The organism is Paenibacillus sp. J23TS9 (assembly GCF_018403225.1).
Classification (GTDB): domain Bacteria; phylum Bacillota; class Bacilli; order Paenibacillales; family Paenibacillaceae; genus Paenibacillus_AQ.
The window spans coordinates 198577-220987 of the sequence record NZ_BOSG01000001.1 but is presented as its reverse complement, the minus strand read 5'-3'; the positions used below and the strand labels follow the sequence as shown (position 1 = coordinate 220987).

The following is a 22411-nucleotide window of genomic DNA, read 5'->3' as shown; positions in this document are numbered from 1 at the left end:
AAAACCCCTGCATCCATAGCGTATTAGCGCTAGGGACGAGAGGTTTGATTCCCGTGGTACCACCCTAGTTAGCGGAAAATATACTTTATTCTCCACTCCCTTTGCACCCTTATCGGAGGTGAGGCGATGGTTCTTCGCGCCGAATCATAAACATTCCGCGTTTCAAACCATGACTCCAAGGCGAGTTCATTCCGCTTCGTCAACCGGCTTGCACCAACCGCCGGCTCTCTGTGTGACACCGCTGAAACTAATACCCCTCATCATTGTCAGAAGTTATTGAATTTGATCAAATCTATAGATTGAGCTAAAGATTGTCTCGTTTTTAGTTCATTCTACGTTAAGTAAAACTACATTAAGTCATATTATATATAAAACCGTCAGGACAGTCAATCGGGTGCATGCTGCGATCTCCGGCATTTACCTTCACCCTCGGCGCGATAAGAGCGTATATTCGAGAGCGCTTTCTGCATACTAAGCATTGTCTGTCCAAACTTATTGAACCAGGGGGAGTGTTCGTATGCGTGAAGGTTTGATTCCTGCCGTTCTTGGAACTGTAGTCTCAGCTTCTGGCGCCGCGCTGCTCGGCAGCAAGTATAAGCTTGCCGCCACGGGAATTCTAGGTTTCGGCCTGGCTCATATCGTGCTCGGGACGATCGATCTGATCGAGCACCGTTAATTCGTTTGGAAGACCGTCCGGAAGCTTTTCGCGCTTCGGGCAAAAAAACCTTGGACATCTGCTGTCCAAGGTTCTTTGTATGCGCAGACTGCTTCATTCACATCGATATCCTGCCTTGCGGCTACCAGATTTTATCCCTGCTTCAGCTTTCTCTTCGCGCGGTTTGCGACGATTTCCAGCAGAATGGCAAAGCCCAGGATAAAGTAGGTGATAGCTCCGATTTCCTGCAGATCGAAGTAGAAGCCGCTGGCCATAAACATATCGTAGCCGATCCCTCCTGCCCCAGCCGCCGCTCCCATCGCAATAGCGACGGAGAAGTTGATTTCGAACCGGAGCAGCGTCCATGACATCAGATAGGATAACGAAGACGGTATGATGGCTTGAAACACGATTTGCCACCAGTTCGCACCGCTCGACTTCAGCGCTTCGATCATCCCCTTGTCCATTTCCTCAAAAGCTTCCGAGTAGGCCTTGATCAAATAACCAATGGAGTGAAAGGTCATGCCGATGACGGCAGCGACGCTGCCAAGACCCGCTGCGACGGCGAATATCAGTACCCACATCACCGTAGGTACCGCTCGGATAAACGCAACCAAGCTTTTAATGATGGCGGCTGCAAGCGGTGAAGACAGGTTGCGGGCTGAGAACAGGCCGAGAAACAGTGCAATGATCGCTCCGAACAAGGTCGCAAGAAAGGCAAGACCCAGCGTAATCAACACTTCGAACAAAGCCGAGGCGAAGGCTCTCCGACATGATCTGGTCGATCAACCCTCTCATCCCGCCTTCGATACGGCTGACGTCCAAAACCTTTCCTTGCTTAATCCGCTCGAATTTGATCCGCTTCAGGGATTCCTCGATCGCCAGCGTTCCGCCTTTTACCGCTACATATCCCATAGAAGCACCTCCCTCTCCTCGATTTGCGTCGTCCGGGGCAGGCATAGCAAATTATTGTTTTCGTCAACGACCAGCATATCTAGACCCAGAGGGTACTCCGCATTTTTCTCCGCCCGCGCTTCAAGCCATCCGGGAGCCAGTGAGATCCGGACAAAGCTTTCGTTCTCGATGCCCGGGCCTTTGAGGCTGAGCTCAAAATCTCCGGACAGCTCTCCCGATTCCACGATCACGGTGGCAGAGGTATGCGGGTCTTGCAGAGTGCCGAGTTTGGCGCTTTGCAAAGCCTTCAGCAGATCCCCTTCATTTGCATCATGCAGGATAAAAATATAATCCGCCTTCTCCGGCTCTGTCCGGGTAGCAAAGGTCAGCTGGTTCAGGAGCCGCGTAAGCTCGTGTTCCCGCTGCGAGTAGATGCAGAAGGTAACCTCCGTATCCAGCAGCATCAAAGCGAGCACCCAGGTGGCGGGCAAACCGCCCCATTCGGCATCGGCATTGTCCGCTTCAGCCGTCAGATCCGAGATCCATCCGGGTCTCGATATGGAGTCCACCACTTTGCGGTAGGCTCGCTGTATATCATGAACCGCGTCAAAGTTCATCGCTCTCTCCCCCTAATCCTCATCCATCGTTTCAAAATCGACCTTCGTTTTGGCGATTTCGCTGAAAACCCGGCTGCGCATGGCAACGATCCGGGCTTCTTCGGCAAGCAGCGCCTGATCCCATGCCCTTGTCTCCTCCAGTCCCGCCTGATACGCCGCGTCGATGATCGCGAGCTGATACGCCAGCTCATGATCATGCCCTTTGACCAAGCCGATGCCTAAGCTGCCTCCGACCTGTGCCTTGCATTCACTTACCAACACTTCTCCCAGATAGAATAGGCTTCGCTTAGCGGTCTCTCTCACTTTGACCATGACCAGTCCCTGGCTCGGCTGCTCGACCAGCTTCACCTTATAACGGTCTGCAATGTCCTGCGCCATGCTGGTAGCGAGATCCCTGGAGCCTTCAATCAGAATTTCGGTCCTTTGTCTTCGTTTCATCCGTTCCAGACCTCCCTAATCGTTTAAAGCTCGTACGTAAAGTAGTCACTCCGGTACATAATCCTCGTATATTCAAGTGGTCTGTTCGTCAAGCTGTCCAGACAGCCGGTCTCCACCACGAGCAGCGGAATAAGGCTGGTGCAGGCAAGCAGCTCCCTCTCGTTCCTCCCGGGATAGGTCACACTGAGCAGCGTCTTCATCGACTCGAACCCCGTATAGCCTCTGCTATGGTAGTAATCGAACATCGAGGTGATTTCCCTGCCCGTCTTCCCAATGTCCGGGAACATCGACTCAGCCACATACGACGCGTGAATCGCAATCGGACAGTTGTCGATGAGGCGAAGCCTGCCAATCCGGAACACCCGCTCTTCAGGCTGCGCTTCAAGCGCTTTATACACTTTGTGGTTATACTCGATGGGGTCGCAAAAAATGTTGCGTGATTGATAATCATATCCCATCTGGATCATCTTCCGGCTGAAGCTTTCGTTGCCCGAGAAGAGTAGCGGGATGCGCTGATGCTGGTCGCGGACAAAGCTGCCCCTGCCCTGCCTGGAGTATACATATCCGAGGTCCTGCAGCTTTTCATAAGCTTTCCGGGCAGTCATACGGGGCACTTTGAACAGCCTGGCCAAATCGTTCTCCGACGGCAGCTTGTCATCCGCCTCATAAATCCCTGCCTCCATATCGGATATGAGCTTATCCATGATCTCCATTTCGTCATGCATCCCTGTGCTCGCCTCCTCTTTTTAGCCCCCGTACTTCCGGATAAAGGAGGCCGTATCGCTCAGCTCTTCGAACCGCTCCATGATGACCTCCCTGGGCCAGTCCCACCAGGCGATCTGCAAGAGACTTGAGATGACATCCTCCGAAAATCTTTTTCGGACCGGTTTGGCCGGGACGCCGACGACAATGGCATAAGGTTCGACGTCTTTGGTGACGATGGCACCGGATCCGATCACCGCTCCGGTGCCGATATGAACCCCCTTCATGATGATCGCCCCATGACCGATCCAGACATCATGGCCGATCGTCACCCGGTTGCTCCGTCGCCGTTCAAAGATCGCCTCATCATCGGTGGTGGCAAAATCGTAATCTCTTCTCCGGTAGGTCATATGGTGCTGTGTGACCCGCTCCATGGGATGGTCCACCGGATTGATGCACACATGCGAGGCAATCGAAGTATATCTGCCTACTTCGGTGTAGTTGATCGTCACGTCGTCCATCGTGTAGGTGTAATCCCCGATATGGGATTCGATGATTTGATTTCTGGGACCGACGGAGGTCCATGATCCAAACATGCTGTGAAGAATATGCGCGCTTTCGTGAATCTCAGGTTCCGGGGTCAGCGGTTTACTTTCCGCAGGGCGATGAATCGGGTGCTTTTCCATGCATGTTCCCCCTTTGCTTCGGTCTTCGGTCCTTGAGCTCTTGGATGCAGGACATGCCCGGATCCTTGCTCCCCAGCCGGACCTCCTTCTCCCCGTAAAACCCATGGAAGTCGGATCCTCCGGTCATGACAAGATCGTAAAGCCGGGCATACTCCATGGCCCGCTCCTCATCACCGGCATCGTGGAGCGGATGCCACACTTCGATGCCCTGAAGTCCCATGCCCACCAGCTCGCGGACAAATTCGAAGTTGCCGTATTGGCCCGGATGGGCCAGAACCGGTATCCCGCCTGCCTGAAGGATGGCCTCGATGGCGTCACGGGCGTGAAGGTAGTCCAGCCGGACGTAAGCTAAGCCGGGCTCCTCACCGTTTCCCCCGCGGGAAAACAATTTTGTGTACAGCTCGCCGTATATGGATTTCGCATAGCCGTTGTCGATCAGCGCGTGCATAATATGCTGCTTGTATACGCCGGTTCCCCCTTCCGCATACCGCAGAACCTGTTCCCAGGTGATGCCGTATCCGGCCTCGATCAGGCGTTTAACCATGAGACGGGAGGCTTCATGCCGCTTTTCTATCATCGGGGTGCATAACTGCTCAAGAGCCGGATGTCCCGGCTCAATGAAATAGCCCAGGATATGCACCCTCTTGCTTCTTTCCAAGTCAAAGGCGGATATTTCGATCCCCGGAATGATTTCGAGCCCGAGCTCTCTTCCCCGTTCTACCATCAAGGCGAGGCCTTTGGTTGTATCGTGGTTCGTTACCGCCAACACGTTAATGTTTTCTTTCAGGGCTGCCTCGGCCAATTCATCAAATGAATGCGAGCCGTCCGAAATGGTCGTATGACAATGCAGTTCCGTCTTGATACCTCAGCACCACCTTATCTTAGAATAAGCAGACAACTGCTGCCGAAACTGATCATGCCCGCTTGGCTGTATCGCTTCGGCTGTCTGTAGTGACAGTCTAACTTGGTGCCAAGTTGCAAGGGTTAAGGCACGGTAAAGCTTCTGTAAAAAAAACGTCGTGACTGTAAAATTTGCAGCGTCTCAAGTTTTTTTCATAGCAAAAAAGCCTGCCTCTTGGCAGATCGGTATCCGATCCAGAAGAGACAGGCTTTAAAGCCATTGATATATTTTTATTGTGGATTGGTTGTCCAAATACCTGCAGACTTCACAAAAACACGGGCTGGAAGCTTTAAGGAGGCCAAAGCGAGCTCAGCCACATCCTCCGGCTGCATCATCCGATCCTCGTCTCCAATGTTCAAATTGTTGTCACGCGCCAAATCTGTATTCACCGTGCTTGGAGTCAGTGCCATTACACGAATGTTCTTTTTGCGTACTTCCTGAAGAAGTGACTCTGTCAGTCCCATGATTCCGAATTTGGATGCGCAGTATGCGGAACCTGTTGCGAATCCTTTTTCACCTGCTGTCGATGAGATATTAATGATATTGCCGCTGTTTTGTTCCATCATGGTTGGCAGAACTGCCCGGGATACGTAATACGTGCCCATCAGGTTTACTTGGATGATACGCTCCCATTGCTCCGGATCCATTTCAGCCACCGTACCAAACGCAGCCATACCTGCATTGTTGATTAGGATATCTATGCTTCCAAGCTCCCGCCCCAGTTTCGATATGGCATTATCTACCTCCGTACGGGAAGATACATCCGCCGTCGCGGTATACACGGAGACTCCATACTCCTTGGTCAAAGAATCACTTAGCGCGTCTAGATCGGAGGCGGTTCTAGCCATCAGACCCAGATGAACTCCTTCTTTGGCTAATGCAGTCGCGATGGCAAGGCCGATTCCCTTTCCTGCACCTGTAATGATCGCTGTTTTATTTTTTAAATTAGTGAGTTTCATTTTCTTCCATCCTTTCTTCTACGAAGCTTCTTTTTATTACCCAGAATACCATGTAGCAAAAAGCCCCGGAAGCCGTGTTCCGAGGCATTATGTTTCCCATTTCCGGATACGGCTAATCCGAATTAGGCTATGCATTGCTATTTAACAGCCACATAAAAAAGCCGCTGGGCATCATCTCCGGCTTCCACCCATTCAAAATCAGCATAGCATTTCACGTCGCGGAATCCCGCCTTGACCAGTTCCGTCTTCATCCATTCCGGATCATAGGCTCGCTGGACATGCGTTTCTTCAAACCGGCGGTAGAGATCGCTCTGCTCTTCCTTCGCGAAAATGCTCAAATGATGTTCGATTTCACACCGGGGAGCATCCAGCTCGCAGGTCCATATGTAAGATACAGACCTGTCATCCCAGACAAAAGGCTGCTCTTCATCGTAACGGATCATCGTATTCGGATGATGCACATCGAACAGAAAAATCCCTTCGGGCTTTAATCCCTTATAGGTTTGAGCAAATGCAGCGGTGACATCTCTCTCTTCCAGCAAATAACTAAAGCAATCGCAGAAGGAAATAACCGCGTCCACCTGCTCCGGAATTTCCCATTCCCGCATATCCTGCTGCACCCAGCGTATCGAGCCTTCACGGTAGAGTCTGCTGCCCTGCGGCGTGCTTTCCATTTTTCGCCTTGCCACAGACAGCATGTCCGCAGATAGATCGATTCCCGTCACTTCGAAGCCTGAGTTGACGAGCGGGATGGTAATGCTGCCCGTACCGCAGCCGAGCTCGACTACGCTTTTCGGCATACTGCCATGTTTATCCCAAGCCTGACGGGCAAAACGAAGCCAATCCGGATAAGGCATATCCTCCATCAATTCATCGTAGACATATGCAAATTTTCTGTATGAAGACATGATGACACCGCACTTTCTGTTCACTTTCAGCTTTCAGTGGAATTTTCCTGTTTCTCAGAATCCGATTTGGCTAAATACGTCCAATTTTCCTTCTGAGTCACAAGTCCTTCCTTCATCAATTTACCCAATGCCCGTTTAAAGGCGGATTTACTGATGCCAAAGCGCTGCTTGATAATATCCGGAGGCGTCGCATCCGAATACGGCATGCCGCCGGCAGGACGTTCCTTCAAGAAGGTAAGAATTCGTTCCGAATCCATGTCACGGCCAACTTCCTTGCGCTGGGCCATAGATAGATTTACACGGCCGTCTTCCCGGATATGACTGACACGGACTTCCACTTCCTCACCGAGTCTTAACAAATTAAGACGCTCTGAAGAGTGAATCATACCGATGACACCGAGGCCTACTACGCCACCATCTACGATGACGAAGGTCCCCATCTGCAGTGGTCTGTATACCGTGGCCTTGAACCATTGGTTCAGCCAGGATACAGGGGCACTGAAGGCATGCCGGGACAATTCCTGCTCTCCCGCCAGTTTGGCACGAAGGCGTCCCTGTTTGTCATGCTCCATAACCACGAATACCGAGTCCCCTACTTGAGGACGGAGCTCCTTCAATTCAGGCAGCTCGCGAATCGGCAGCAGAAGTTGACGGCCGAGACCCATTTCAAGAAAGCAGCCCAGGCGCGGATGCACATCAGCTACTACCAGCTTCGCCATTTCACCAAGTGTAAGGTATGGCTTCTTCATTGTAGCTGCAAGGCGGTCTTCCGTATCGTAGAAAATGAATACTTCAACATCATCGCCCGGTTTGATCTCATGTGTTAATTCCGTATAGTGCAGGAGAACGTCCTGGTCTCCCGCATCCAGAAAGTATCCGTATGGCGACACTTCGCGGAGCACTTCATACGTCTCTATCGTTCCTGCAACCGGACTCATACGTTCTCCACAACCTTGGCATCCGACCACAAGCGTTCGATATTGTAATAATCGCGTTCATCCCGGTGGAAGACATGAACAATAACATCTCCAAGGTCAATGAGTACCCAACGTGCGGAGTTCATACCTTCAATTCCGCGTATTTCCGAGCCAGTTTCTTGAACCCGCTTGCGGATTTCAGTTGCAATAGATTGGACCTGCACGTCTGAGTTACCGTGACAAATCACAAAATAATCCGAGATCAACGAAACGCCTTTCAAATCAAGCGCCACGACGTTCATTGCTTTTTTATCTTCAGCAGCTTCTACTGCCAGGTTTAACAATTGTTCTGATGTAAGGGTCATGAATTCGCCTCCAACTGTTTTATAAGATCATTACGTGCAAATACCGTCAGCGGATAAATAATCTGCCGCCGCGATACTAGCAGGCTAATTGTTGAATCAAAACCTGCAATCAGCCCTTCTTCAAGGCTATGGTGAGCCAGTTCGCGAATATTATTCACGCCGGGAAAATCCCTTCCCGGCTCAATATAATCTGCCAGGCATACCACTTTATCCATGAGTGTCATGCCAATCCGCCCGGATGTATGATACTTGATCGCATCAAGTACCTCCGGGTCTTCAACTCCGTAATCCCTCTTGGCGACAAAAGCTCCCACTTCTGCATGCCAAAGCGATTTATCATAAAACAAAAGGTCCTTGGACAAATCATTCTCCCGGATTACCAATTCCATCTGCTTGACGGGCCAGTATTTGGCAACGTCATGGAGAATCGCAGCTCTTTCCGCTTTTACAGGATCTGCTCCATACAGCCCGGCAAGCTTGACTGCTGATTCCATCACACCCTGTGTATGCTGCCAGCGCATGGCCGGCATCTGCTCCGAAACCAATTTAATCAGTTCTTCCCGGCCGAATTCCATACAATCCGCTCCTTCTGATATAGTCATAGACATTGTCCGTTACCATATAACGGATCGAATGACCTGTGGCCAGCCTTTCCCTGATTTCTGTAGAAGAAATATCAACCTGGGGCATGTCGGCAAGAAGCACCTTTCCTTTTAAATAAGGAGGCAGTGCATCCAAATCCAGCTCGGAACCCGGTCGTCCGACACCGATAAAGCTCATGAGCCCAACCAGTTCCTCAATGCCTTCCCATTTGGGAAGGTAATTGACCATATCGGCACCGATGATAAAGTGGAAATCTATATTTTCAAAAGAGCTGCGGATATCCTTCACCGTATCAATGGTATAGGAAACGCCGCCCCTTCTGATTTCAATATCCAGTGTACGGAAACAAGGATGATCGGAGATCGCTTCGGCCACCATGCCGAGCCGATCCTCTCCGGCAGCTCCGGCCTGTTCCTTATGGGGCGGAATATGGCTGGGCATGAACCAGACCTGGTCAAGCCCGAACGAATCCCTTGCCGCTTCTGCTGCCAGCAAATGGCCGATATGAATGGGATCAAAGGTGCCGCCCATGATACCTACCTTCATGGTGAACCCTCCCGCTTATGGCAATTCTATTTGTTTGTAATCTTTAGATTCTTTGTAAAGAATAATCGTGCTGCCAATAATCTGAACCAGTTCTGCTTTGGATTTCTCCGCAAGCTCTTCAGCAATCTCATTTTTATCGTCAAGGCAGTTGTTCAAAATACTGATTTTCATTAATTCTCTTTTCTCAATCGCATCGTTAATATGTCTTACAAGCTGGTCATTGGTTCCACCCTTGCCCACTTGAAAAATCGGATCCAAATGGTGTGCGAGGGATCGAAGATATCGCTTTTGCTTACCCGTTAGCATGTATATTCATAACTCCTTAATATTCATCTGTTTTGATTTCCCCAAAAAAGGGAGCTAGCCAGCCATACTTTTCAGTACAGCATTTCTCATTGCTGCAACCGGTGCCGGCATGCCGGTCCAGTATTCAAGCGCATAGGCGCCTTGGTTGACAAACATGCCCAGGCCGCCATGCACCGTGCAGCCTTTTTTTTCACTCTCTGCCAGCAATCTGGTTTGAAGGGGGTTATAGATCAAATCGCTGACCACTGTATTTTCCGATATCAAATTCACATCCACCGGCGCTTCCGACATATTCGGATGCATCCCGACCGATGTCGTATTGATCAGGATATCGATATCCTTCAGATACGACGGCAGCTGCTGCATGGATATCCCCCGGATATCGGCAAGCTCCTTCCATTCATCCGCCATTGCTTCCGCCTTATCGGCTGTACGGTTGGCAATGAAGATGCTGTCCGGGCTTTCCAGCGACAGAGCATACACGATGCCTCTCGCCGCGCCGCCCGCACCCAGGACCATGATCTTCTTCCCTCTTAGTTCAGATACCGCCTCTTCTTTAAGTGAACGCACATAGCCAATTCCATCCGTATTATAACCGGTCAATATGCCATAATCGTTGACAATCGTATTGACGGCTCCAATCCGGAGTGCCGTTTCATCCAGATGATCCAGATAAGGGATGACCTCCAGCTTATGAGGAATGGTAACATTAATTCCCCGGAACCCGAGAGCCTTGATCCCTGCAATGGCTTCACTTACCTGCCCAGGCTTCACATGCATGGAAACATAAGATCCGGGCAGCCCCAGCGCTGACAAAGCAGCCTGATGCATGACAGGCGACTTGGAATGAGCTATAGGATCTCCGATAACGCCAAGGAGCAGTGCACCGGTACTTGCGAGTAAATCCGTCTTTGTTATCATGTCAATCATCCTGCCTCTCCCGAATTCTAGTCATGCATCAGATCAGGGAAGGTCTGGCGAGTACTTTCACACCTTTAGGTGCATGGATAGCCGTTAAAGCGCCCTGATCGCTGTTCACCTTCAGCCAGCCGAGACCAGAGATGAACAGATCCATTCTCGCACCCTTGGGCACGCGGATTTCATGTCTTGTCCAATCCGGCATCTGGCCGAGGTTCTCCTTCTCAGGCGGCGCCAGAAGAACTCCCGCATGCTCTTGATATAAAGCGTCGGCCTTCTCTAGCTTGGTTCTGTGAATGTTGAGTCTGCTGCTTAAAAAGCAAGTGAAGGATTGACGGGCACCCTGAATAAAATCAAAGCGGGCCATACCTCCAAAAAACAAGGTTTGTCCCTCATTCAACTGATAAACCATCGGTTTCAGCGGATTTTCCGGCATGATCGCCCCCAAATCCTTGCGGTCCACGAGCTCGCTATAACGCCATGGATATACGATCCCCGGGGTATCGATAATGTGGTGTCCATCATCCAGCGGGATACTGACCATATCCAGGGTAGTTCCCGGATAGCGTGACACGGTGAGTTCTTGTTCCAGATCACTATAATCGCGGATTAATCGGTTAATCAGTGTGGATTTGCCGACATTCGTAGCCCCAACCACATAAACATCACGGTTGCCACGGTATTCGGATACTGTTTCAAGAAGACGCTCAAAGCCCAGATTCCTCTTGGCGCTGCACAGGATAATTTCTTCAGTCTTAAGTCCCTGTTCCTTGCATTGTTTCTGCACCCAGTTAATCACTTTGTTCCAGTTTGTCACTTTAGGAAGCAAATCGATTTTGTTCACGGCGAGTATAACGGGGTTGTTCCCCACAAAACGCTGGAGCCCCGAAATCAAACTGCCCTCGAAATCGAACAGATCGACAATATGAATGACGAGTGCATTCTTGCCGCCGATTTGGCTCAAGAGTCGTAAGAACTCATCCTGGTCCACTGTAACGGAAGAAGCCTCGTTATAGTTTTTAATACGGAAGCAGCGCTGACAAATAACAGGCTCTCTGCCCAGCGACTTCTCCGGTAGGTACCCTGGCAAATCGGGATTTAGCGCCTGCAGCTCAATGCCGCAGCCGCTGCACTTTTTGATGCTTTGTCCGCCCATCGGGTCTTTCATTGATGTTTTTCCTCCTCAAGCCATAGTCCTTTTTTACGCAAACGTTTCAGTGCAATCTTCTCCAGGCGGCGGTTGATTCTTGTTGCCCAGCCTTCATCCGCGATGGAAACCGGAAGCACCAGCACCGTAAAAAGGCCCATGCGGTTGCCGCCGTACACATCGGTCATCATCTGATCGCCGACCACGATGGTTTCTTGATCACGGAGTCCCATCATGCTGATGGCCTTGCGAAATGGCGCATTCCGGGGCTTACGCGCCTGATGCACAAACTGGATATCCAGTGGAGTGGCAAACGCCGCTACGCGATCCATGCGGTTATTCGACACAATGATCAGCTTAAACCCGAGCTTTTTGACCCGCTCGAACCAGGTAATCAGCTCCGGTGTAGCCAGCGGCATTTTTGCGCCAACCAGGGTGTTATCCAGGTCCGTGATGATTCCCCGGTAACCCTTGGCATACAGGTCTTCCAAATCAATATCAAATACCGTATTCACCCTTAATTTAGGGATTAGTATTTCGAACAAATTGTTGTCACCTCAGTTTCATAGGACAAACTATACCATAATCTACGTGGTTAGTAAAAAAGAAAACGCCCGCGAGGGCGCTTTGCGTAAGGTCCCGATTATGCCGCCGGATCCTCTGCCTTTTTAAGGGCTGTTTTAAGATTACGGCTGTGATCGTATACGCTTCTCCATTCGGCTTCCGATACCGAAGAGGGACTATATCTGGCTTTCTCAAACAGCATCAGAAGCGGTCCAAGTGCCGGAGATAAGGTCGGCATTTCCTTTTCCCAGCGATTTACGGATTCACGCAGCGTTTCGTTTGAGCTTCTCCGGATACCTTTTCTCTTCAGTTTATTCAGCCATTGTTCGGTCATCACGATCACTTTCTGATCCTCGGTAAGCTTTCTGCCTTTACGGATGCCGATGAGGAAAAATCTCACACGGATGCGCAGCATCCAAAGGGTATATATTGCAAGCAAAACAATGATAAGGATTGTAATCCAAGCAATTGCCGCACCGGAAAGTCCAGAACCATTCGTACCAGTTCCTGCTGTCGTTGTCTCCTTAAGCACGTCCTGCTCTGCTTCATCTTCAACTTGTGGAGCCGTGACAGGCTTGCTGTCTTCCTTATGCGTAAGTAGCGGCATGTTGAATCCCGGCGTCGCTTCGACAGGCACCCAACCATAAGATCCAAAATAAACTTCTGCCCAGGAATGGGCATCCGCGTTGGTCACGGTATAAACGCCTGTATCAACCACTTTACCCTGTCTCTGAAGTACATCATCCGAATTCATCTGCTGCTGGCCAGGAGCGTACCCTTTGACCCAGCGGGCTGGAATGTTGAGTGATCGTGCCATCATGACCATCGAAGTGGAGAAATAATCGCAGTAGCCTTCCTTAATATCAAATAAAAAGCTGTCCACAAAATCATCGCTTGTCTTTTTGGACAGGTCCGGCTGATTTGTGTATTTGAAGTTATTTATTAGGTAGTTTTGCAGTAATCCTATTTTTTCATACGGGGTATCTGCAGATGACGTCACCTGCTCCGCCAGCTTGCGCGTTCGTTCGGGAAAGCTCTTAGGAATCTGCAGATACTTGCCATCCAGTTTATCTCCATTATAGAGGTTCTTGAATGTTTTACTGCGAATCTCATCTTCCGGAATGACCGGCACTTCCGAAATAACGGTATAGGTCTTCGGATATTGAGGTTGTTTGGAATCGGTATTCCAGTGCAGAGTGGACTGGTTGCTTTCCCACAGCAGTTTGCCTGCATTTACATCATCCATCTGCTTGACCTGGGATACATTGAAAGCCCCAAACAGGACGGGGTACACATTGTCATTCAGCATCGTTACGGTCTGCTCTAATGTCTCCGTCTCTCCTGATGCTCTTGGTTCGCTGCTTCGCAGAGCAGTGCCGATGTTCACATCATCGTAGTCGCTTCCAGAACGTTCATCTGACCAGCCGCTGCCTGAGTACACCTGTCTGGTTTCCCCTCGCCAGTAGCTGCGCTTCTCGGACTTCACCGACATGACAGGCGTATAGTCAAAATTAAAACCTCCGCCCAGGTTATTGTCGTTCCGGCTGTACCCTGAAGTGCTTTTCACTTTCTCGCTTGTCAATTCGCCGCTTACATCCGCAGTATTGGAGCTGCCCCCGGGGGTTCCAACCCAGGCGGTATAAGGATCCGTAAGCGTCGGAGGAATGTTTGGCATGCTCACTCCGGCGATAAAGATAACGGAAAACAAAACGGCAGCATGGATGAAAATTTTAAGGGGGTACTTTCGCAAATGTTTCCATCCAGCAGGAAAGCGTGCCTGAAAACGGCGAAAATGCTCACTGACCAGCCATCCCATTGCCGCAAAAACCGTCCAGGCCACTTCCTGCCACAGATCGCTTATCGTAAAAGAGTCCAGAATACTAAAGGCGATCACGTTAAGACTGGAAAAAACAAGAACCCTGCGCTTGGTATTGACTAAAATGGCGCTGAGCGTTAGCAAAACCCAGGCCCCCGCAGCAATCCAGATATAGGGTGACAAGTGATCCACATACTGCTGAATACGGTTTGCCATTGTACCGGATGGCATGTACACCCAATATTTGACCAATTCTTTATGGATAATATATAAAATAACTGCTCCTTCAAGGATAACACGATACATTCTTTTGGCAGGAAGCAGCATCTCTATAACAATAATAGCAGTCATGCTGATCAGAACGATCGATTTCGTTTCGGTGTACCATGTGAAATCCATAAAAGAAATCCACTGCAATCCCATAATCCATATCCATAATAGAGACAGGGAATAAAAGAGCGAATTTCTTATATAAGCACCCCATGCTTTCATGGCCTTCCACCTCCCAACGCAGCGGGCAGATCATGCAAGCTGGAGACCGAACAACCGAATGTTCCCCGCGCTTTGAGCATGGAAACCCAACCCTGCTTGGCATTACTCTCGCTTTCTGAAGATGACACCAAGATATGGGATGGAGTAAAGCCACGCGTATCCGCCCAGCGCAGCAGTTCCAGTGCTTTTTTTCCACTCTGCGGACTGATGAGAATGAACATGGCGCCGGAAGGGATAAAGCGTCCGCTTTTCTCCAGCTTCGGCTGCAGATCGCCATAACCATCTGCGGTCACATCCACCAAATGATGCATCATCCGCTGACGGTCGCTGTAATTTTCACTTGGTGAAAACATCTTGAACTGATCACCTGCAGTTGCGAGTCCCATGCACAGACGTTCACGTGATGCATAATTAATAAGTGAGGCTGCGGTTGAGACTGCGAGCTCAAAATGGTTGTCCGACTCATAATGGGCTGAAATAGCATCCAGAACGAGCATAATCTTGGGAACGGAATCATATTCGAATTCTTTGGATTTCCAGGAGCCGGTTTTGGCGGTTGCATTCCAGTGGATACGTGAAATCCGGTCGCCGTAGACATATTCCCTCACACCATTAATTTGCGTCGTCTCCCGGCGGGATGCAGCGGCCCTTTGAGGACCTGCAAGCCTGGAGTTCTTGTCCATAATCCTCCACCCTGGAATGGATACTGTCCGCGGAAAAACGCGAAACTGGCCGGGGACATGAAAGCTCCCCTTATGCTCAATAAGTCCGAAAATATCCTCCGTAACGCATTCAGTCTCGGTAAAATAATACCTCCCGCGTTCCAGCGGCGGAGTTTGAAACATCAGCTCGCCGCCTCCACGGAAATCAGGAATCACGGATTCTTCAAAGGACCAGGTCTCTCCGTTATGCCGCTTCATGACTTCACGAATAATGAGATATGGCATCGGAAGGAACCCCGGAACCGCAAAATTCAGACTCACTTTAACCTGCTCTCCTGCATGCAGCGCATCTCCCTGCTCCTGCTCTGCGGAAAGACTGCGTTGGCCGTGGACCCGGCGGATTCCACCCAGGCCGCCTGCAATCAGATATACTACCAGAACACTGATCATTACAAGCAGCATAAGTGCGGTTTTACCTCCCTGAAACAATACGAACAGCAGGCTGGCAGCCCATACTGCAAGCACAATCCAGAAGCGGAGATTCCGTAGAATCGACCTGATTGTCTTCAGCAGCGCCATCATCATTCATCGCTCCAGAGCTACAGGCACATGCACCTGCTGCAGAATATTTTTTACGACGGATTCTGCACTGACGTTATCCAGACGAGACTCAGGACGCAAAATAATACGGTGTGAAAGAACATACGGAGCAAGTACTTTGATATCGTCAGGAAGGACAAAATCACGCTGCTGTATGAAAGCGTAGGCTTTGCCTGCCATCATCAGAGAAAGTGAAGCACGCGGGCTGGCACCGAGGAGAACGGACGGATGCTGCCGGGTCATGCGGACGATTTTCAGCAGATAATCGGCAACGGCATCATCAATAAATATGTTTCGGATTTCCTTCTGCATCTCTGCGATCTGGTCCATGTGGGTTACGGGCTTCAGCTGGTCAACAGGCTGTCCATGCTTATGCTGCTGCAAGAGGCTTCTTTCGGTAGCGGCATCAGGATAACCGAGGCTGATTTTCATCATAAAACGGTCAAGCTGCGCTTCCGGAAGCATGTAAGTGCCTTCAAAATCAATCGGGTTTTGGGTGGCACACAGCATAAACGGTCTTGGCAATTCATACGTCTCTCCATCTACCGTAACATTCCGTTCTTCCATCACTTCAAGGAGAGCCGATTGCGTTTTCGTTGTTGCGCGGTTGATTTCATCAGCGAGCAAAATGTTTGTCATCACCGGACCCGGCCGGAAAAAGAAACGCTCTTCACGGGGATGGAATACGGAGACGCCTGTGATATCGCTTGGCAAAATATCAGGGTTGCATTGTACACGTCTGTAATCTCCGCTCATGGATTTGGCCAGAGCCTTGATCATCTGTGTCTTGCCGGTTCCCGGTACGTCTTCAATCAGAATATGCCCTTCTGCCAGGAGAGCAGTAAGCAAGAGCTGGATTTCAAAGGCTTTGCCTAAGATGCAGGATTCAAGGTTAGATCTAACGGCTGCAATGGTTTGCAGGGATTCGCTGCTTACGGGCATATATTCATGCCTCCTTATATCATGCTATTTTGTGAAACTGTGGAATTGCTTGTGCAGCAAGTTCTGTTAAATCCTGAGATAACAATCATATATCTTACATTGTACATGATATATTCCCCTAAAGTACATTGTGCAGGACTCCTAAATTACTCGTATACCCCAACATACCCTATGGCCGATACAGCAAAACACCCTGCTCCGTATGGGATCAGGGTGAGTGGGATCATGCATTTTCAGTTGTAGTCTTATCCCCGCGGACGAACGACCAAGGCGGCCAAAAACGAGAATATGATCGCCGCTGATATCCCTGCGCTTGTAACCTCAAATATGCCGGTGACAATACCAATCCAGCCGTCTCGCTGCAGCTCGGATAAGGCCCCGTGAACCAGAGAACTGCCAAAGCTTGTAATCGGTACAGAGGCTCCGGCTCCGGCGAATTTAACTAAAGGATCATATAGCCCAAAACCGTCTGCAACCGCACCCGCTACCACCAATGTACTCATCGTATGTGCCGGGGTCAGCTTGAATAAATCCATCATTAATTGTCCGATGACGCAAATTAATCCGCCAATGACAAATGCCCATAAAAATTGCATCATTAACCCTCCATTTCTAGTGCTACCGCATGTGCGATACACGGTATGCTTTCGCCCTGCTGGTAGGACAGAGGAGAAAGCAAAGCCCCGGTTGCAACGACAAGCACTTTTTTAATTTCCTTATTGGTCAGCCGTTTCAGTAAATGGCCATACGTCACAACAGCGGAACAGCCGCAGCCGCTCCCGCCCGCTTTCACATATGTTTGTTTCTGTATATCGAAGACCAGCAGGCCGCAATCATTAAATTCCGTCTCATTCATGGCGACCTCCGCTTTCTGCAGCAATTCCCCGGCAATCGGCAATCCCACGGAAGCTAAGTCCCCGGTGACTACCAAATCGTAATACCCTGGAGTAAGCCCCGTATCCCGGAAATGGGCTTCAATCGTGTCTGCTGCAGCAGGTGCCATCGCGGCCCCCATATTAAACGGATCTTTGATGCCCAGATCCATCACTCTGCCGATGGTGGCCCTGGCAATCACCGGACCGCTGCCCCCCTTGCCAACAACGCCGCATCCGGAACCTGTAACCGTATATTGGGCTGTCGGCGGTTTTTGGGATCCGTATTCCGTTGGATAGCGAAACTGCTTCTCAGCCGTGCAATTATGACTTGCAGTCCCTGCGAGCACACGCTCCGCCGCCCCTGTGTCCACGAGCAGCGCCGCCAATGCAAGACTTTCCATCGATGTGGAGCAGGCGCCGAATACACCCAAATAAGGGACTCCAAGTTTTCTCGCAGCGAAAGTGCTGCTGATGATCTGATTCATCAAATCACCGCCCACAAAAAACTGGATTTGTTCCTTGGTCAGCTCTGCCTTCACGACAGCCAGCTGGGAGGCCTGTTCCAGGAGCTTGCGTTCAGCCTTTTCCCATGTCTTTTCATTGATCTCGATGTTATCGTAAATATAGTCAAAATCACCGGAAAGCGGTCCCTGCCCCTCTTCCGGTCCCACCACTGTCGCACCCGCAAGAAGGGTCGGTCTGGAAGTGAATTCCCAAGTCTGGCCTTTCAGCCTCATGGATGATGCACTCCCTCCAGCCCCAGAATCGCGTACACCAGCCCGACAAAGAATGCCGCAACCGTCCCGAACACGATGACAGAACCGGCAAGTTTAAACATATTGGCACCTACTCCCAGCACATAACCTTCGGCCTTATGTTCCAAGGCGGCGGAGCACATGGAATTGGCGAATCCCGTTACAGGAACAGCGGTTCCGGCTCCCGCAACCTGCGCAATTTTGTCGTATACGCCAAGGCAGGTCAGAATAACGGAAATAATAATCAGGACTGCAACCGTAGGACTGCCCGCTTCCTTGACCGACATGTCAAACCAGGTCATAAAACCCAGCTGAATGGCTTGGCCGATAAAACAAATGCCACCGCCAATTAAAAAAGCTAACACGCAGTTTTTAAAGATACTCCGTGCAGGCTCGTGCTTCTGCGCAATGTTTTTATACTCCTGATGGGTCAGGGTATCCAGACTGAATTTGGCCCCTTTATTTTTTGTATTCGCAGGCAATACCAGCACCTCCTCTTCATCATTCCCTTTCATTATTTGTCATACAAAGGATTGTTATGTATTGATGGAATTAGCGGCTTGAACACACAGCAAACAGCCGCCACAAGCTTTAGCCCAGTGACAGCTGTCTTGGAATGGAAGATACAAATTAATTGCATCCGCCACTCAAACAATTAGAAAAAACACATCAAAACAACGACAAGCAAAATCAACAGCACGAAGACAAGAATCATTTCTTTGTGTGAAGGCATGAACTCCATGGTGATGCTCCCTTCTGCGCCTGAGCTGGGCGTTCATCTATACTTATCGTATTCCGAAAAATTGACGTTGGTGCTTCAGCGGGTCAACATGGACAATCCGACTTCAGGAGTTCATACTATAGGATGGAATTACATACCGTAAGAATAGAACATAAGCAAAGGAGAAATTGAAAGCATGGATCAAAAAACAATGGACATGTTCCGCAAGCTGACGGAATTTTCTGCAGCTTCAGGATTTGAAAAAGAGCTTCGCGCTTATGTAAAGGAAATGATTACCCCATATACGGACGAATTTGTCCAAGACCGCCTAGGCAGCCTCTTCGGCGTGCTTCGCGGAGATGAACAAGGCCCTAAGGTCATGGTAGCAGGACATTTTGATGAAGTGGGCTTTATGGTTACCGGCATTTCCGAAACCGGTATGGTCCGTTTCCAGCCGCTTGGCGGCTGGTGGAGCCAGGCCGTGCTGGCACAGCGTCTGAAAATCATGACACCAAACGGTCCAGTCATCGGCGTGGTTGGTTCCATTCCAACCCATCTGCTGGATGAATCCCAGCGTAATAAACCGGTTGATATCAAATCGATGTATATCGATGTCGGTGCGGATAACCGCGAAGACGCTGAATCCTTCGGTATCCGCCCAGGCCAACAAATCGTGCCGATTTGCGATTTCACACCGCTTGCCAATCCCAAAAAGATTATGGCCAAAGCATGGGACAACCGCTATGGTGTAGGTCTTGCCGTAGAATTGCTGGAAGCTCTTCATAAGGAAAAGCTTCCGAATACCTTGTACTGTGGTGCAACCGTACAGGAAGAGCTGGGTCTGCGCGGGGCTCGTACCGCCGCCAATATGATTCAGCCTGATATTTTCTTTGCTCTGGATGCTAGTGCAGCCAACGACATGACTGGGGACAAGAGCTCTTTTGGCCATATCGGGGAAGGTGTGCTGCTCCGTATTTTCGACCCTTCCATGCTGACACATCGTGGCCTGGTTGAATACGTTCAGGATACTGCCGATACGCACAAGGTCAAATATCAATACTTTGTATCTCAAGGCGGTACCGATGCCGGCCAAGTGCATTTGAGCGGAATCGGCGTTCCGTCAACCGTTATTGGAATCTGCTCGCGGTACATTCATACATCATCCTCCATCATCCACACGGATGACTACGATGCAGCCAAAGAGCTTTTGATCAAGCTCGTGAAAGGTCTGGATCAGACCACCCTGAATACGATTTTGGAAAACGCATAAAAAGAATCCTTCGTAAAATTAAAAGCCTGCGAGCCATCTCCGTTTATGGAGAAAGCCGCAGGCTTTTGCATGATCTGGTTGCAATTGAAAAATGCAAATCTATAACACTCCCTGAGAAGAGCTTACTTACTCCTTCGCCGCCTGTCCCAACTGATTGAGCATTGTCATTAGCTTCTCTCTGAGAAGCTCATCAGAGACTTCATACTCTGTATTGATCTTCTTATTAATGAAAGGGATGCATAGCGATCCACCGGGAGTGATCCGCGCTGTCATCATAAGCAGGGTTAAGAGGAGGGAATCATGCGCTTTTTCTCCGCCGGTCTCCAGTGGTGAGGCACTAAGGACCATCAGCGGCTTTTCATATAATTCTCCTGATGGAACGAGCCAATCCAGTGCATTTTTCAATACACCCGGGATTCCATGCGCATATTCCGGTGTGCTTATGATTAATCCGTCAGCTTCTTTCATCTGTTCTCTGAAACGTGTTACCGAAGCAGGCGGCTCATCATCCAGTTCCGGATTAAAATGCGGCAAGTCTCCAATCCCGTCAAAGATAGATATTTTCATATTCTCAGGTGCCAGCTCTGATAAGGCACGCAGCAGATTTGTATTGGAGGATTTATTTCTCAAGCTCCCTGAAATCCCAACAATATTAAGAACCGTAGTTGAGTTCATACATCACAACCTCCCTCATGTCATGCGATTATAAGCTTTTTTTGTCCAAGCCTACAAAAAAATTAATAAATTTCACAAAAAAAGTATGATATCCTGCTCGGAAATATGTTAAAATGAAAGCGCTAACAGCTATCATCTTCTAAAGGGGGCTTTTGAAAGATGAACCAAACCGATAAGGTGATGAACGAGTATCAGAATTTTGATCCGGTCACCGATGCTTTTTTCTTCAAGACGGGAAGTCAGGAGCAGGTTATTTTTCACGGCAGGAATTACATTATAAAAAAGAGATTATCCGCCGCCGAACAAACTTCGATGAAATCCCTGCCCAATTTTGTACGTGCTGCATCAAACCTCTACGTCAATGTGAACAAAATTACAAATATCGACGGCAACACACTGCATTTCCGTGATGAATTTGCTTATCCCCGCACCATTACGGTGTCCAAGCGAACCCTGGAACACATTAAACAACGCATGCCTCGCACTCCCGGTTTTCTATCTCCGGAGCAGATGATCTAAGCGAAGACTTGCTAAAAAGCGGCAGCTGCCCGGTCATTCGGAGCCCTGCCGCTTTTTAATCGGTTGCTAGATTTCAATTTACCCGAAAGGGTCTGACTTTTCGATATCCCCAAGAGGCTTCGCCGTCCTCAGGCATACCCGGTAGAATCAAACCGCCGTCGATCCGGATCGTAATGCCTGTTATATAGGAGGCATGCTCCGAAACCAACCACAACGCCGCCTGCCCAATGTCTTCCGGCACACCAATTCTTCCGAGTGGAATCGTGGCGCCCACATGATCATGGAGAGGCTCACGTTCCCTCACGAGAATTCCTCCGGGTGCAATGCAATTGACTCGGATTCCATATGGAGAAAGATCCAACGCTACGGATTCCGTCGCCCGTTTCAGCGCGGCTTTGAGCCCTCCATACACAGCATCTCCCGGGTAAGCCCGCTCCGCATGCGTTGAAATGATATTAATGATATTGCCCCCGCGTCCCGCCTCGATCATTTGCTTGGAAGCCTCCCGCATCAGCAGCATCGGAGCACGGAAGTTCAGCTGCATCGTAAAATCCAGATGTTCCAACGGTAACTCGGTTATGGAGGAATACATTCCAATGCCCGCATTATTGATGAGGACATCGATATGTCCCATTACCTGAATCGCTTCCGCTACCGTTCTTTCCGCTTCTTTTGCATCCCTCAGATCACCCTCGCGTACGGTGCATACCCAACCGGACAGATGGGCAATTTCCTCCGCAGTTTGATCCGCCGCCACATCATCCTGATAATGAGTGATCATAATTTCATAGCCGGCTTCAGCCAGCGCCAGGGCGATTCCCCGTCCGATTCCACGGCTGCCACCCGTAATGAGCGCGGTTTTTCTCTTCACAATTTCTTCGGATTGGTTTTGCATATCGTGCCTCCTTTTTCATGCTTGAAATGAATCCGAAAGCCAGGGGCTCACCTCTTTTCATTA

At 49.8% G+C, this 22411-nt stretch carries 26 protein-coding genes, 2 pseudogenes and 1 other annotated feature; of the genes and pseudogenes, 3 read left to right on the top strand and 25 right to left on the bottom strand.

What is annotated here, in order from left to right; all coding sequences use genetic code 11:
- Nucleotides 1-28: 28 nt before the first annotated feature.
- Nucleotides 29-273, bottom strand: a binding site (T-box leader).
- Between the two features lie 244 nt (nt 274-517).
- A complete protein-coding gene (locus KJS65_RS01080) occupies nt 518-676 on the top strand; it encodes an asparagine synthase (protein ID WP_127601769.1) in 159 nt (52 codons plus the stop codon).
- Nucleotides 677-807: 131 nt separating this feature from the next.
- On the opposite strand, the pseudogene KJS65_RS01075 reads toward KJS65_RS01080, so the two are convergent.
- The 23 genes and pseudogenes from KJS65_RS01075 to spoVAC form a co-directional block, all read right to left on the bottom strand.
- Nucleotides 808-1416 (bottom strand): annotated as a pseudogene (locus KJS65_RS01075) (PhnE/PtxC family ABC transporter permease); the annotation flags it as partial.
- A 1-nt stretch (nt 1417) separates the two neighbouring features.
- Nucleotides 1418-1570, bottom strand: a pseudogene (locus KJS65_RS29675) (carbon-phosphorus lyase complex subunit PhnI); the annotation flags it as partial.
- Nucleotides 1558-2166 carry a phosphonate C-P lyase system protein PhnH gene (gene phnH / locus KJS65_RS01070; protein WP_213648211.1) on the bottom strand — a complete coding sequence of 203 codons (609 nt, stop codon included), beginning with the start codon at nt 2164-2166 and terminating at the stop codon, nt 1558-1560. The pseudogene KJS65_RS29675 and the gene phnH, both read right to left, overlap by 13 nt.
- 12 nt (nt 2167-2178) lie before the next feature.
- Nucleotides 2179-2604 carry a phosphonate C-P lyase system protein PhnG gene (gene phnG / locus KJS65_RS01065; RefSeq protein ID WP_213648210.1) on the bottom strand — a complete coding sequence of 142 codons (426 nt, stop codon included), beginning with the start codon at nt 2602-2604 and terminating at the stop codon, nt 2179-2181.
- Nucleotides 2605-2627: 23 nt separating this feature from the next.
- Nucleotides 2628-3329, bottom strand: a complete 702-nt coding sequence (locus tag KJS65_RS01060; RefSeq protein ID WP_213648209.1) for a GntR family transcriptional regulator — start codon at nt 3327-3329, stop codon at nt 2628-2630.
- A gap of 21 nt (nt 3330-3350) precedes the next feature.
- Nucleotides 3351-3992, bottom strand: coding sequence for a DapH/DapD/GlmU-related protein (locus KJS65_RS01055; protein WP_213648208.1), 642 nt, complete (start codon nt 3990-3992; stop codon nt 3351-3353).
- Complete coding sequence (locus tag KJS65_RS01050) at nt 3955-4854, bottom strand: PHP domain-containing protein (RefSeq protein WP_213650582.1); 900 nt, start codon at nt 4852-4854, stop codon at nt 3955-3957. Before KJS65_RS01050 ends, KJS65_RS01055 begins: the two co-directional genes overlap by 38 nt.
- A 269-nt stretch (nt 4855-5123) precedes the next feature.
- On the bottom strand, nt 5124-5852 hold the full coding sequence (locus KJS65_RS01045; protein WP_213648207.1) for a 3-ketoacyl-ACP reductase: 729 nt from the start codon (nt 5850-5852) through the stop codon (nt 5124-5126).
- Between the two features lie 137 nt (nt 5853-5989).
- Nucleotides 5990-6760: a class I SAM-dependent DNA methyltransferase gene (locus KJS65_RS01040; RefSeq protein WP_213648206.1), complete on the bottom strand. Its 771-nt coding sequence runs from the start codon at nt 6758-6760 to the stop codon at nt 5990-5992.
- Between the two features lie 26 nt (nt 6761-6786).
- Nucleotides 6787-7698: a CvfB family protein gene (locus KJS65_RS01035; protein ID WP_136606595.1), complete on the bottom strand. Its 912-nt coding sequence runs from the start codon at nt 7696-7698 to the stop codon at nt 6787-6789.
- Complete coding sequence (rsfS, locus tag KJS65_RS01030) at nt 7695-8042, bottom strand: ribosome silencing factor (protein WP_136606596.1); 348 nt, start codon at nt 8040-8042, stop codon at nt 7695-7697. The genes KJS65_RS01035 and rsfS overlap by 4 nt, the downstream gene beginning before the upstream one ends.
- A complete protein-coding gene (gene yqeK, locus KJS65_RS01025; RefSeq protein ID WP_213648205.1) occupies nt 8039-8617 on the bottom strand; it encodes a bis(5'-nucleosyl)-tetraphosphatase (symmetrical) YqeK in 579 nt (192 codons plus the stop codon). The genes rsfS and yqeK overlap by 4 nt, the downstream gene beginning before the upstream one ends.
- Nucleotides 8589-9191, bottom strand: a complete 603-nt coding sequence (locus KJS65_RS01020) for a nicotinate-nucleotide adenylyltransferase (protein WP_213648204.1) — start codon at nt 9189-9191, stop codon at nt 8589-8591. Before KJS65_RS01020 ends, yqeK begins: the two co-directional genes overlap by 29 nt.
- Before the next feature lie 15 nt (nt 9192-9206).
- A complete protein-coding gene (gene yhbY, locus KJS65_RS01015) occupies nt 9207-9497 on the bottom strand; it encodes a ribosome assembly RNA-binding protein YhbY (RefSeq protein WP_213648203.1) in 291 nt (96 codons plus the stop codon).
- A gap of 54 nt (nt 9498-9551) precedes the next feature.
- A complete protein-coding gene (gene aroE / locus KJS65_RS01010; RefSeq protein ID WP_213648202.1) occupies nt 9552-10418 on the bottom strand; it encodes a shikimate dehydrogenase in 867 nt (288 codons plus the stop codon).
- A 37-nt stretch (nt 10419-10455) separates the two neighbouring features.
- A complete protein-coding gene (gene yqeH, locus KJS65_RS01005) occupies nt 10456-11583 on the bottom strand; it encodes a ribosome biogenesis GTPase YqeH (protein WP_213648201.1) in 1128 nt (375 codons plus the stop codon).
- Nucleotides 11580-12107 (bottom strand): YqeG family HAD IIIA-type phosphatase, encoded by a 528-nt coding sequence (locus tag KJS65_RS01000; RefSeq protein ID WP_213648200.1) that lies wholly within the window; start codon nt 12105-12107, stop codon nt 11580-11582. The genes yqeH and KJS65_RS01000 overlap by 4 nt, the downstream gene beginning before the upstream one ends.
- Nucleotides 12108-12205: 98 nt before the next feature.
- Nucleotides 12206-14434, bottom strand: coding sequence for a transglutaminase TgpA family protein (locus KJS65_RS00995; protein ID WP_213648199.1), 2229 nt, complete (start codon nt 14432-14434; stop codon nt 12206-12208).
- A complete protein-coding gene (locus KJS65_RS00990) occupies nt 14431-15675 on the bottom strand; it encodes a DUF58 domain-containing protein (RefSeq protein ID WP_213650581.1) in 1245 nt (414 codons plus the stop codon). The genes KJS65_RS00995 and KJS65_RS00990 overlap by 4 nt, the downstream gene beginning before the upstream one ends.
- Nucleotides 15676-15681: 6 nt before the next feature.
- Complete coding sequence (locus KJS65_RS00985) at nt 15682-16638, bottom strand: AAA family ATPase (protein WP_213648198.1); 957 nt, start codon at nt 16636-16638, stop codon at nt 15682-15684.
- Between the two features lie 245 nt (nt 16639-16883).
- Complete coding sequence (spoVAE, locus tag KJS65_RS00980) at nt 16884-17234, bottom strand: stage V sporulation protein AE (RefSeq protein WP_136606605.1); 351 nt, start codon at nt 17232-17234, stop codon at nt 16884-16886.
- A gap of 2 nt (nt 17235-17236) precedes the next feature.
- Nucleotides 17237-18250, bottom strand: coding sequence for a stage V sporulation protein AD (spoVAD, locus tag KJS65_RS00975; RefSeq protein WP_213648197.1), 1014 nt, complete (start codon nt 18248-18250; stop codon nt 17237-17239).
- Nucleotides 18247-18750 (bottom strand): stage V sporulation protein AC, encoded by a 504-nt coding sequence (spoVAC, locus tag KJS65_RS00970; protein WP_244864345.1) that lies wholly within the window; start codon nt 18748-18750, stop codon nt 18247-18249. The genes spoVAD and spoVAC overlap by 4 nt, the downstream gene beginning before the upstream one ends.
- 435 nt (nt 18751-19185) lie before the next feature.
- On the opposite strand from spoVAC, the gene KJS65_RS00965 reads away from it, so the two are divergent.
- On the top strand, nt 19186-20259 hold the full coding sequence (locus KJS65_RS00965; RefSeq protein WP_213648195.1) for a M42 family metallopeptidase: 1074 nt from the start codon (nt 19186-19188) through the stop codon (nt 20257-20259).
- Nucleotides 20260-20385: 126 nt separating this feature from the next.
- Here KJS65_RS00965 and KJS65_RS00960 read toward each other — a convergent pair whose 3' ends face one another.
- The gene (locus KJS65_RS00960; RefSeq protein WP_213648194.1) at nt 20386-20934 is read right to left on the bottom strand and encodes an NADPH-dependent FMN reductase; all 549 of its coding nucleotides are present in this window, start codon (nt 20932-20934) and stop codon (nt 20386-20388) included.
- Nucleotides 20935-21093: 159 nt separating this feature from the next.
- Here KJS65_RS00960 and KJS65_RS00955 point away from each other — a divergent pair, with 159 nt between their 5' ends.
- Nucleotides 21094-21453 carry a LytTR family transcriptional regulator DNA-binding domain-containing protein gene (locus KJS65_RS00955; protein WP_213648193.1) on the top strand — a complete coding sequence of 120 codons (360 nt, stop codon included), beginning with the start codon at nt 21094-21096 and terminating at the stop codon, nt 21451-21453.
- A gap of 73 nt (nt 21454-21526) precedes the next feature.
- Here the strand turns inward: KJS65_RS00955 and KJS65_RS00950 are convergent, their stop codons facing one another.
- Nucleotides 21527-22348, bottom strand: a complete 822-nt coding sequence (locus tag KJS65_RS00950; RefSeq protein WP_213648192.1) for an SDR family NAD(P)-dependent oxidoreductase — start codon at nt 22346-22348, stop codon at nt 21527-21529.
- Nucleotides 22349-22411: the final 63 nt, after the last annotated feature.

Excerpts from the sequence above, each read along its gene's own strand:
- spoVAD (WP_213648197.1), bottom strand. The coding sequence starts at position 18,250 with ATGAGGCTGAAAGGCCAGACTTGGGAATTCACTTCCAGACCGACCCTT.
- phnH (WP_213648211.1), bottom strand. The coding sequence starts at position 2,166 with ATGAACTTTGACGCGGTTCATGATATACAGCGAGCCTACCGCAAAGTG.
- phnG (WP_213648210.1), bottom strand. The coding sequence starts at position 2,604 with ATGAAACGAAGACAAAGGACCGAAATTCTGATTGAAGGCTCCAGGGAT.
- KJS65_RS01080 (WP_127601769.1), top strand. The coding sequence starts at position 518 with ATGCGTGAAGGTTTGATTCCTGCCGTTCTTGGAACTGTAGTCTCAGCT.
- KJS65_RS00990 (WP_213650581.1), bottom strand. The coding sequence starts at position 15,675 with ATGGCGCTGCTGAAGACAATCAGGTCGATTCTACGGAATCTCCGCTTC.
- KJS65_RS00995 (WP_213648199.1), bottom strand. The coding sequence starts at position 14,434 with ATGAAAGCATGGGGTGCTTATATAAGAAATTCGCTCTTTTATTCCCTG.
- KJS65_RS00960 (WP_213648194.1), bottom strand. The coding sequence starts at position 20,934 with ATGAACTCAACTACGGTTCTTAATATTGTTGGGATTTCAGGGAGCTTG.
- KJS65_RS01035 (WP_136606595.1), bottom strand. The coding sequence starts at position 7,698 with ATGAGTCCGGTTGCAGGAACGATAGAGACGTATGAAGTGCTCCGCGAA.
- KJS65_RS00985 (WP_213648198.1), bottom strand. The coding sequence starts at position 16,638 with ATGCCCGTAAGCAGCGAATCCCTGCAAACCATTGCAGCCGTTAGATCT.
- KJS65_RS00955 (WP_213648193.1), top strand. The coding sequence starts at position 21,094 with ATGAACCAAACCGATAAGGTGATGAACGAGTATCAGAATTTTGATCCG.
- aroE (WP_213648202.1), bottom strand. The coding sequence starts at position 10,418 with ATGATAACAAAGACGGATTTACTCGCAAGTACCGGTGCACTGCTCCTT.
- yqeK (WP_213648205.1), bottom strand. The coding sequence starts at position 8,617 with ATGGAATTCGGCCGGGAAGAACTGATTAAATTGGTTTCGGAGCAGATG.
- KJS65_RS01045 (WP_213648207.1), bottom strand. The coding sequence starts at position 5,852 with ATGAAACTCACTAATTTAAAAAATAAAACAGCGATCATTACAGGTGCA.
- spoVAE (WP_136606605.1), bottom strand. The coding sequence starts at position 17,234 with ATGCAATTTTTATGGGCATTTGTCATTGGCGGATTAATTTGCGTCATC.
- KJS65_RS00950 (WP_213648192.1), bottom strand. The coding sequence starts at position 22,348 with ATGCAAAACCAATCCGAAGAAATTGTGAAGAGAAAAACCGCGCTCATT.
- KJS65_RS01060 (WP_213648209.1), bottom strand. The coding sequence starts at position 3,329 with ATGCATGACGAAATGGAGATCATGGATAAGCTCATATCCGATATGGAG.
- KJS65_RS01055 (WP_213648208.1), bottom strand. The coding sequence starts at position 3,992 with ATGGAAAAGCACCCGATTCATCGCCCTGCGGAAAGTAAACCGCTGACC.
- KJS65_RS01040 (WP_213648206.1), bottom strand. The coding sequence starts at position 6,760 with ATGTCTTCATACAGAAAATTTGCATATGTCTACGATGAATTGATGGAG.
- KJS65_RS01020 (WP_213648204.1), bottom strand. The coding sequence starts at position 9,191 with ATGAAGGTAGGTATCATGGGCGGCACCTTTGATCCCATTCATATCGGC.
- yqeH (WP_213648201.1), bottom strand. The coding sequence starts at position 11,583 with ATGAAAGACCCGATGGGCGGACAAAGCATCAAAAAGTGCAGCGGCTGC.
- KJS65_RS00965 (WP_213648195.1), top strand. The coding sequence starts at position 19,186 with ATGGATCAAAAAACAATGGACATGTTCCGCAAGCTGACGGAATTTTCT.
- yhbY (WP_213648203.1), bottom strand. The coding sequence starts at position 9,497 with ATGCTAACGGGTAAGCAAAAGCGATATCTTCGATCCCTCGCACACCAT.
- rsfS (WP_136606596.1), bottom strand. The coding sequence starts at position 8,042 with ATGACCCTTACATCAGAACAATTGTTAAACCTGGCAGTAGAAGCTGCT.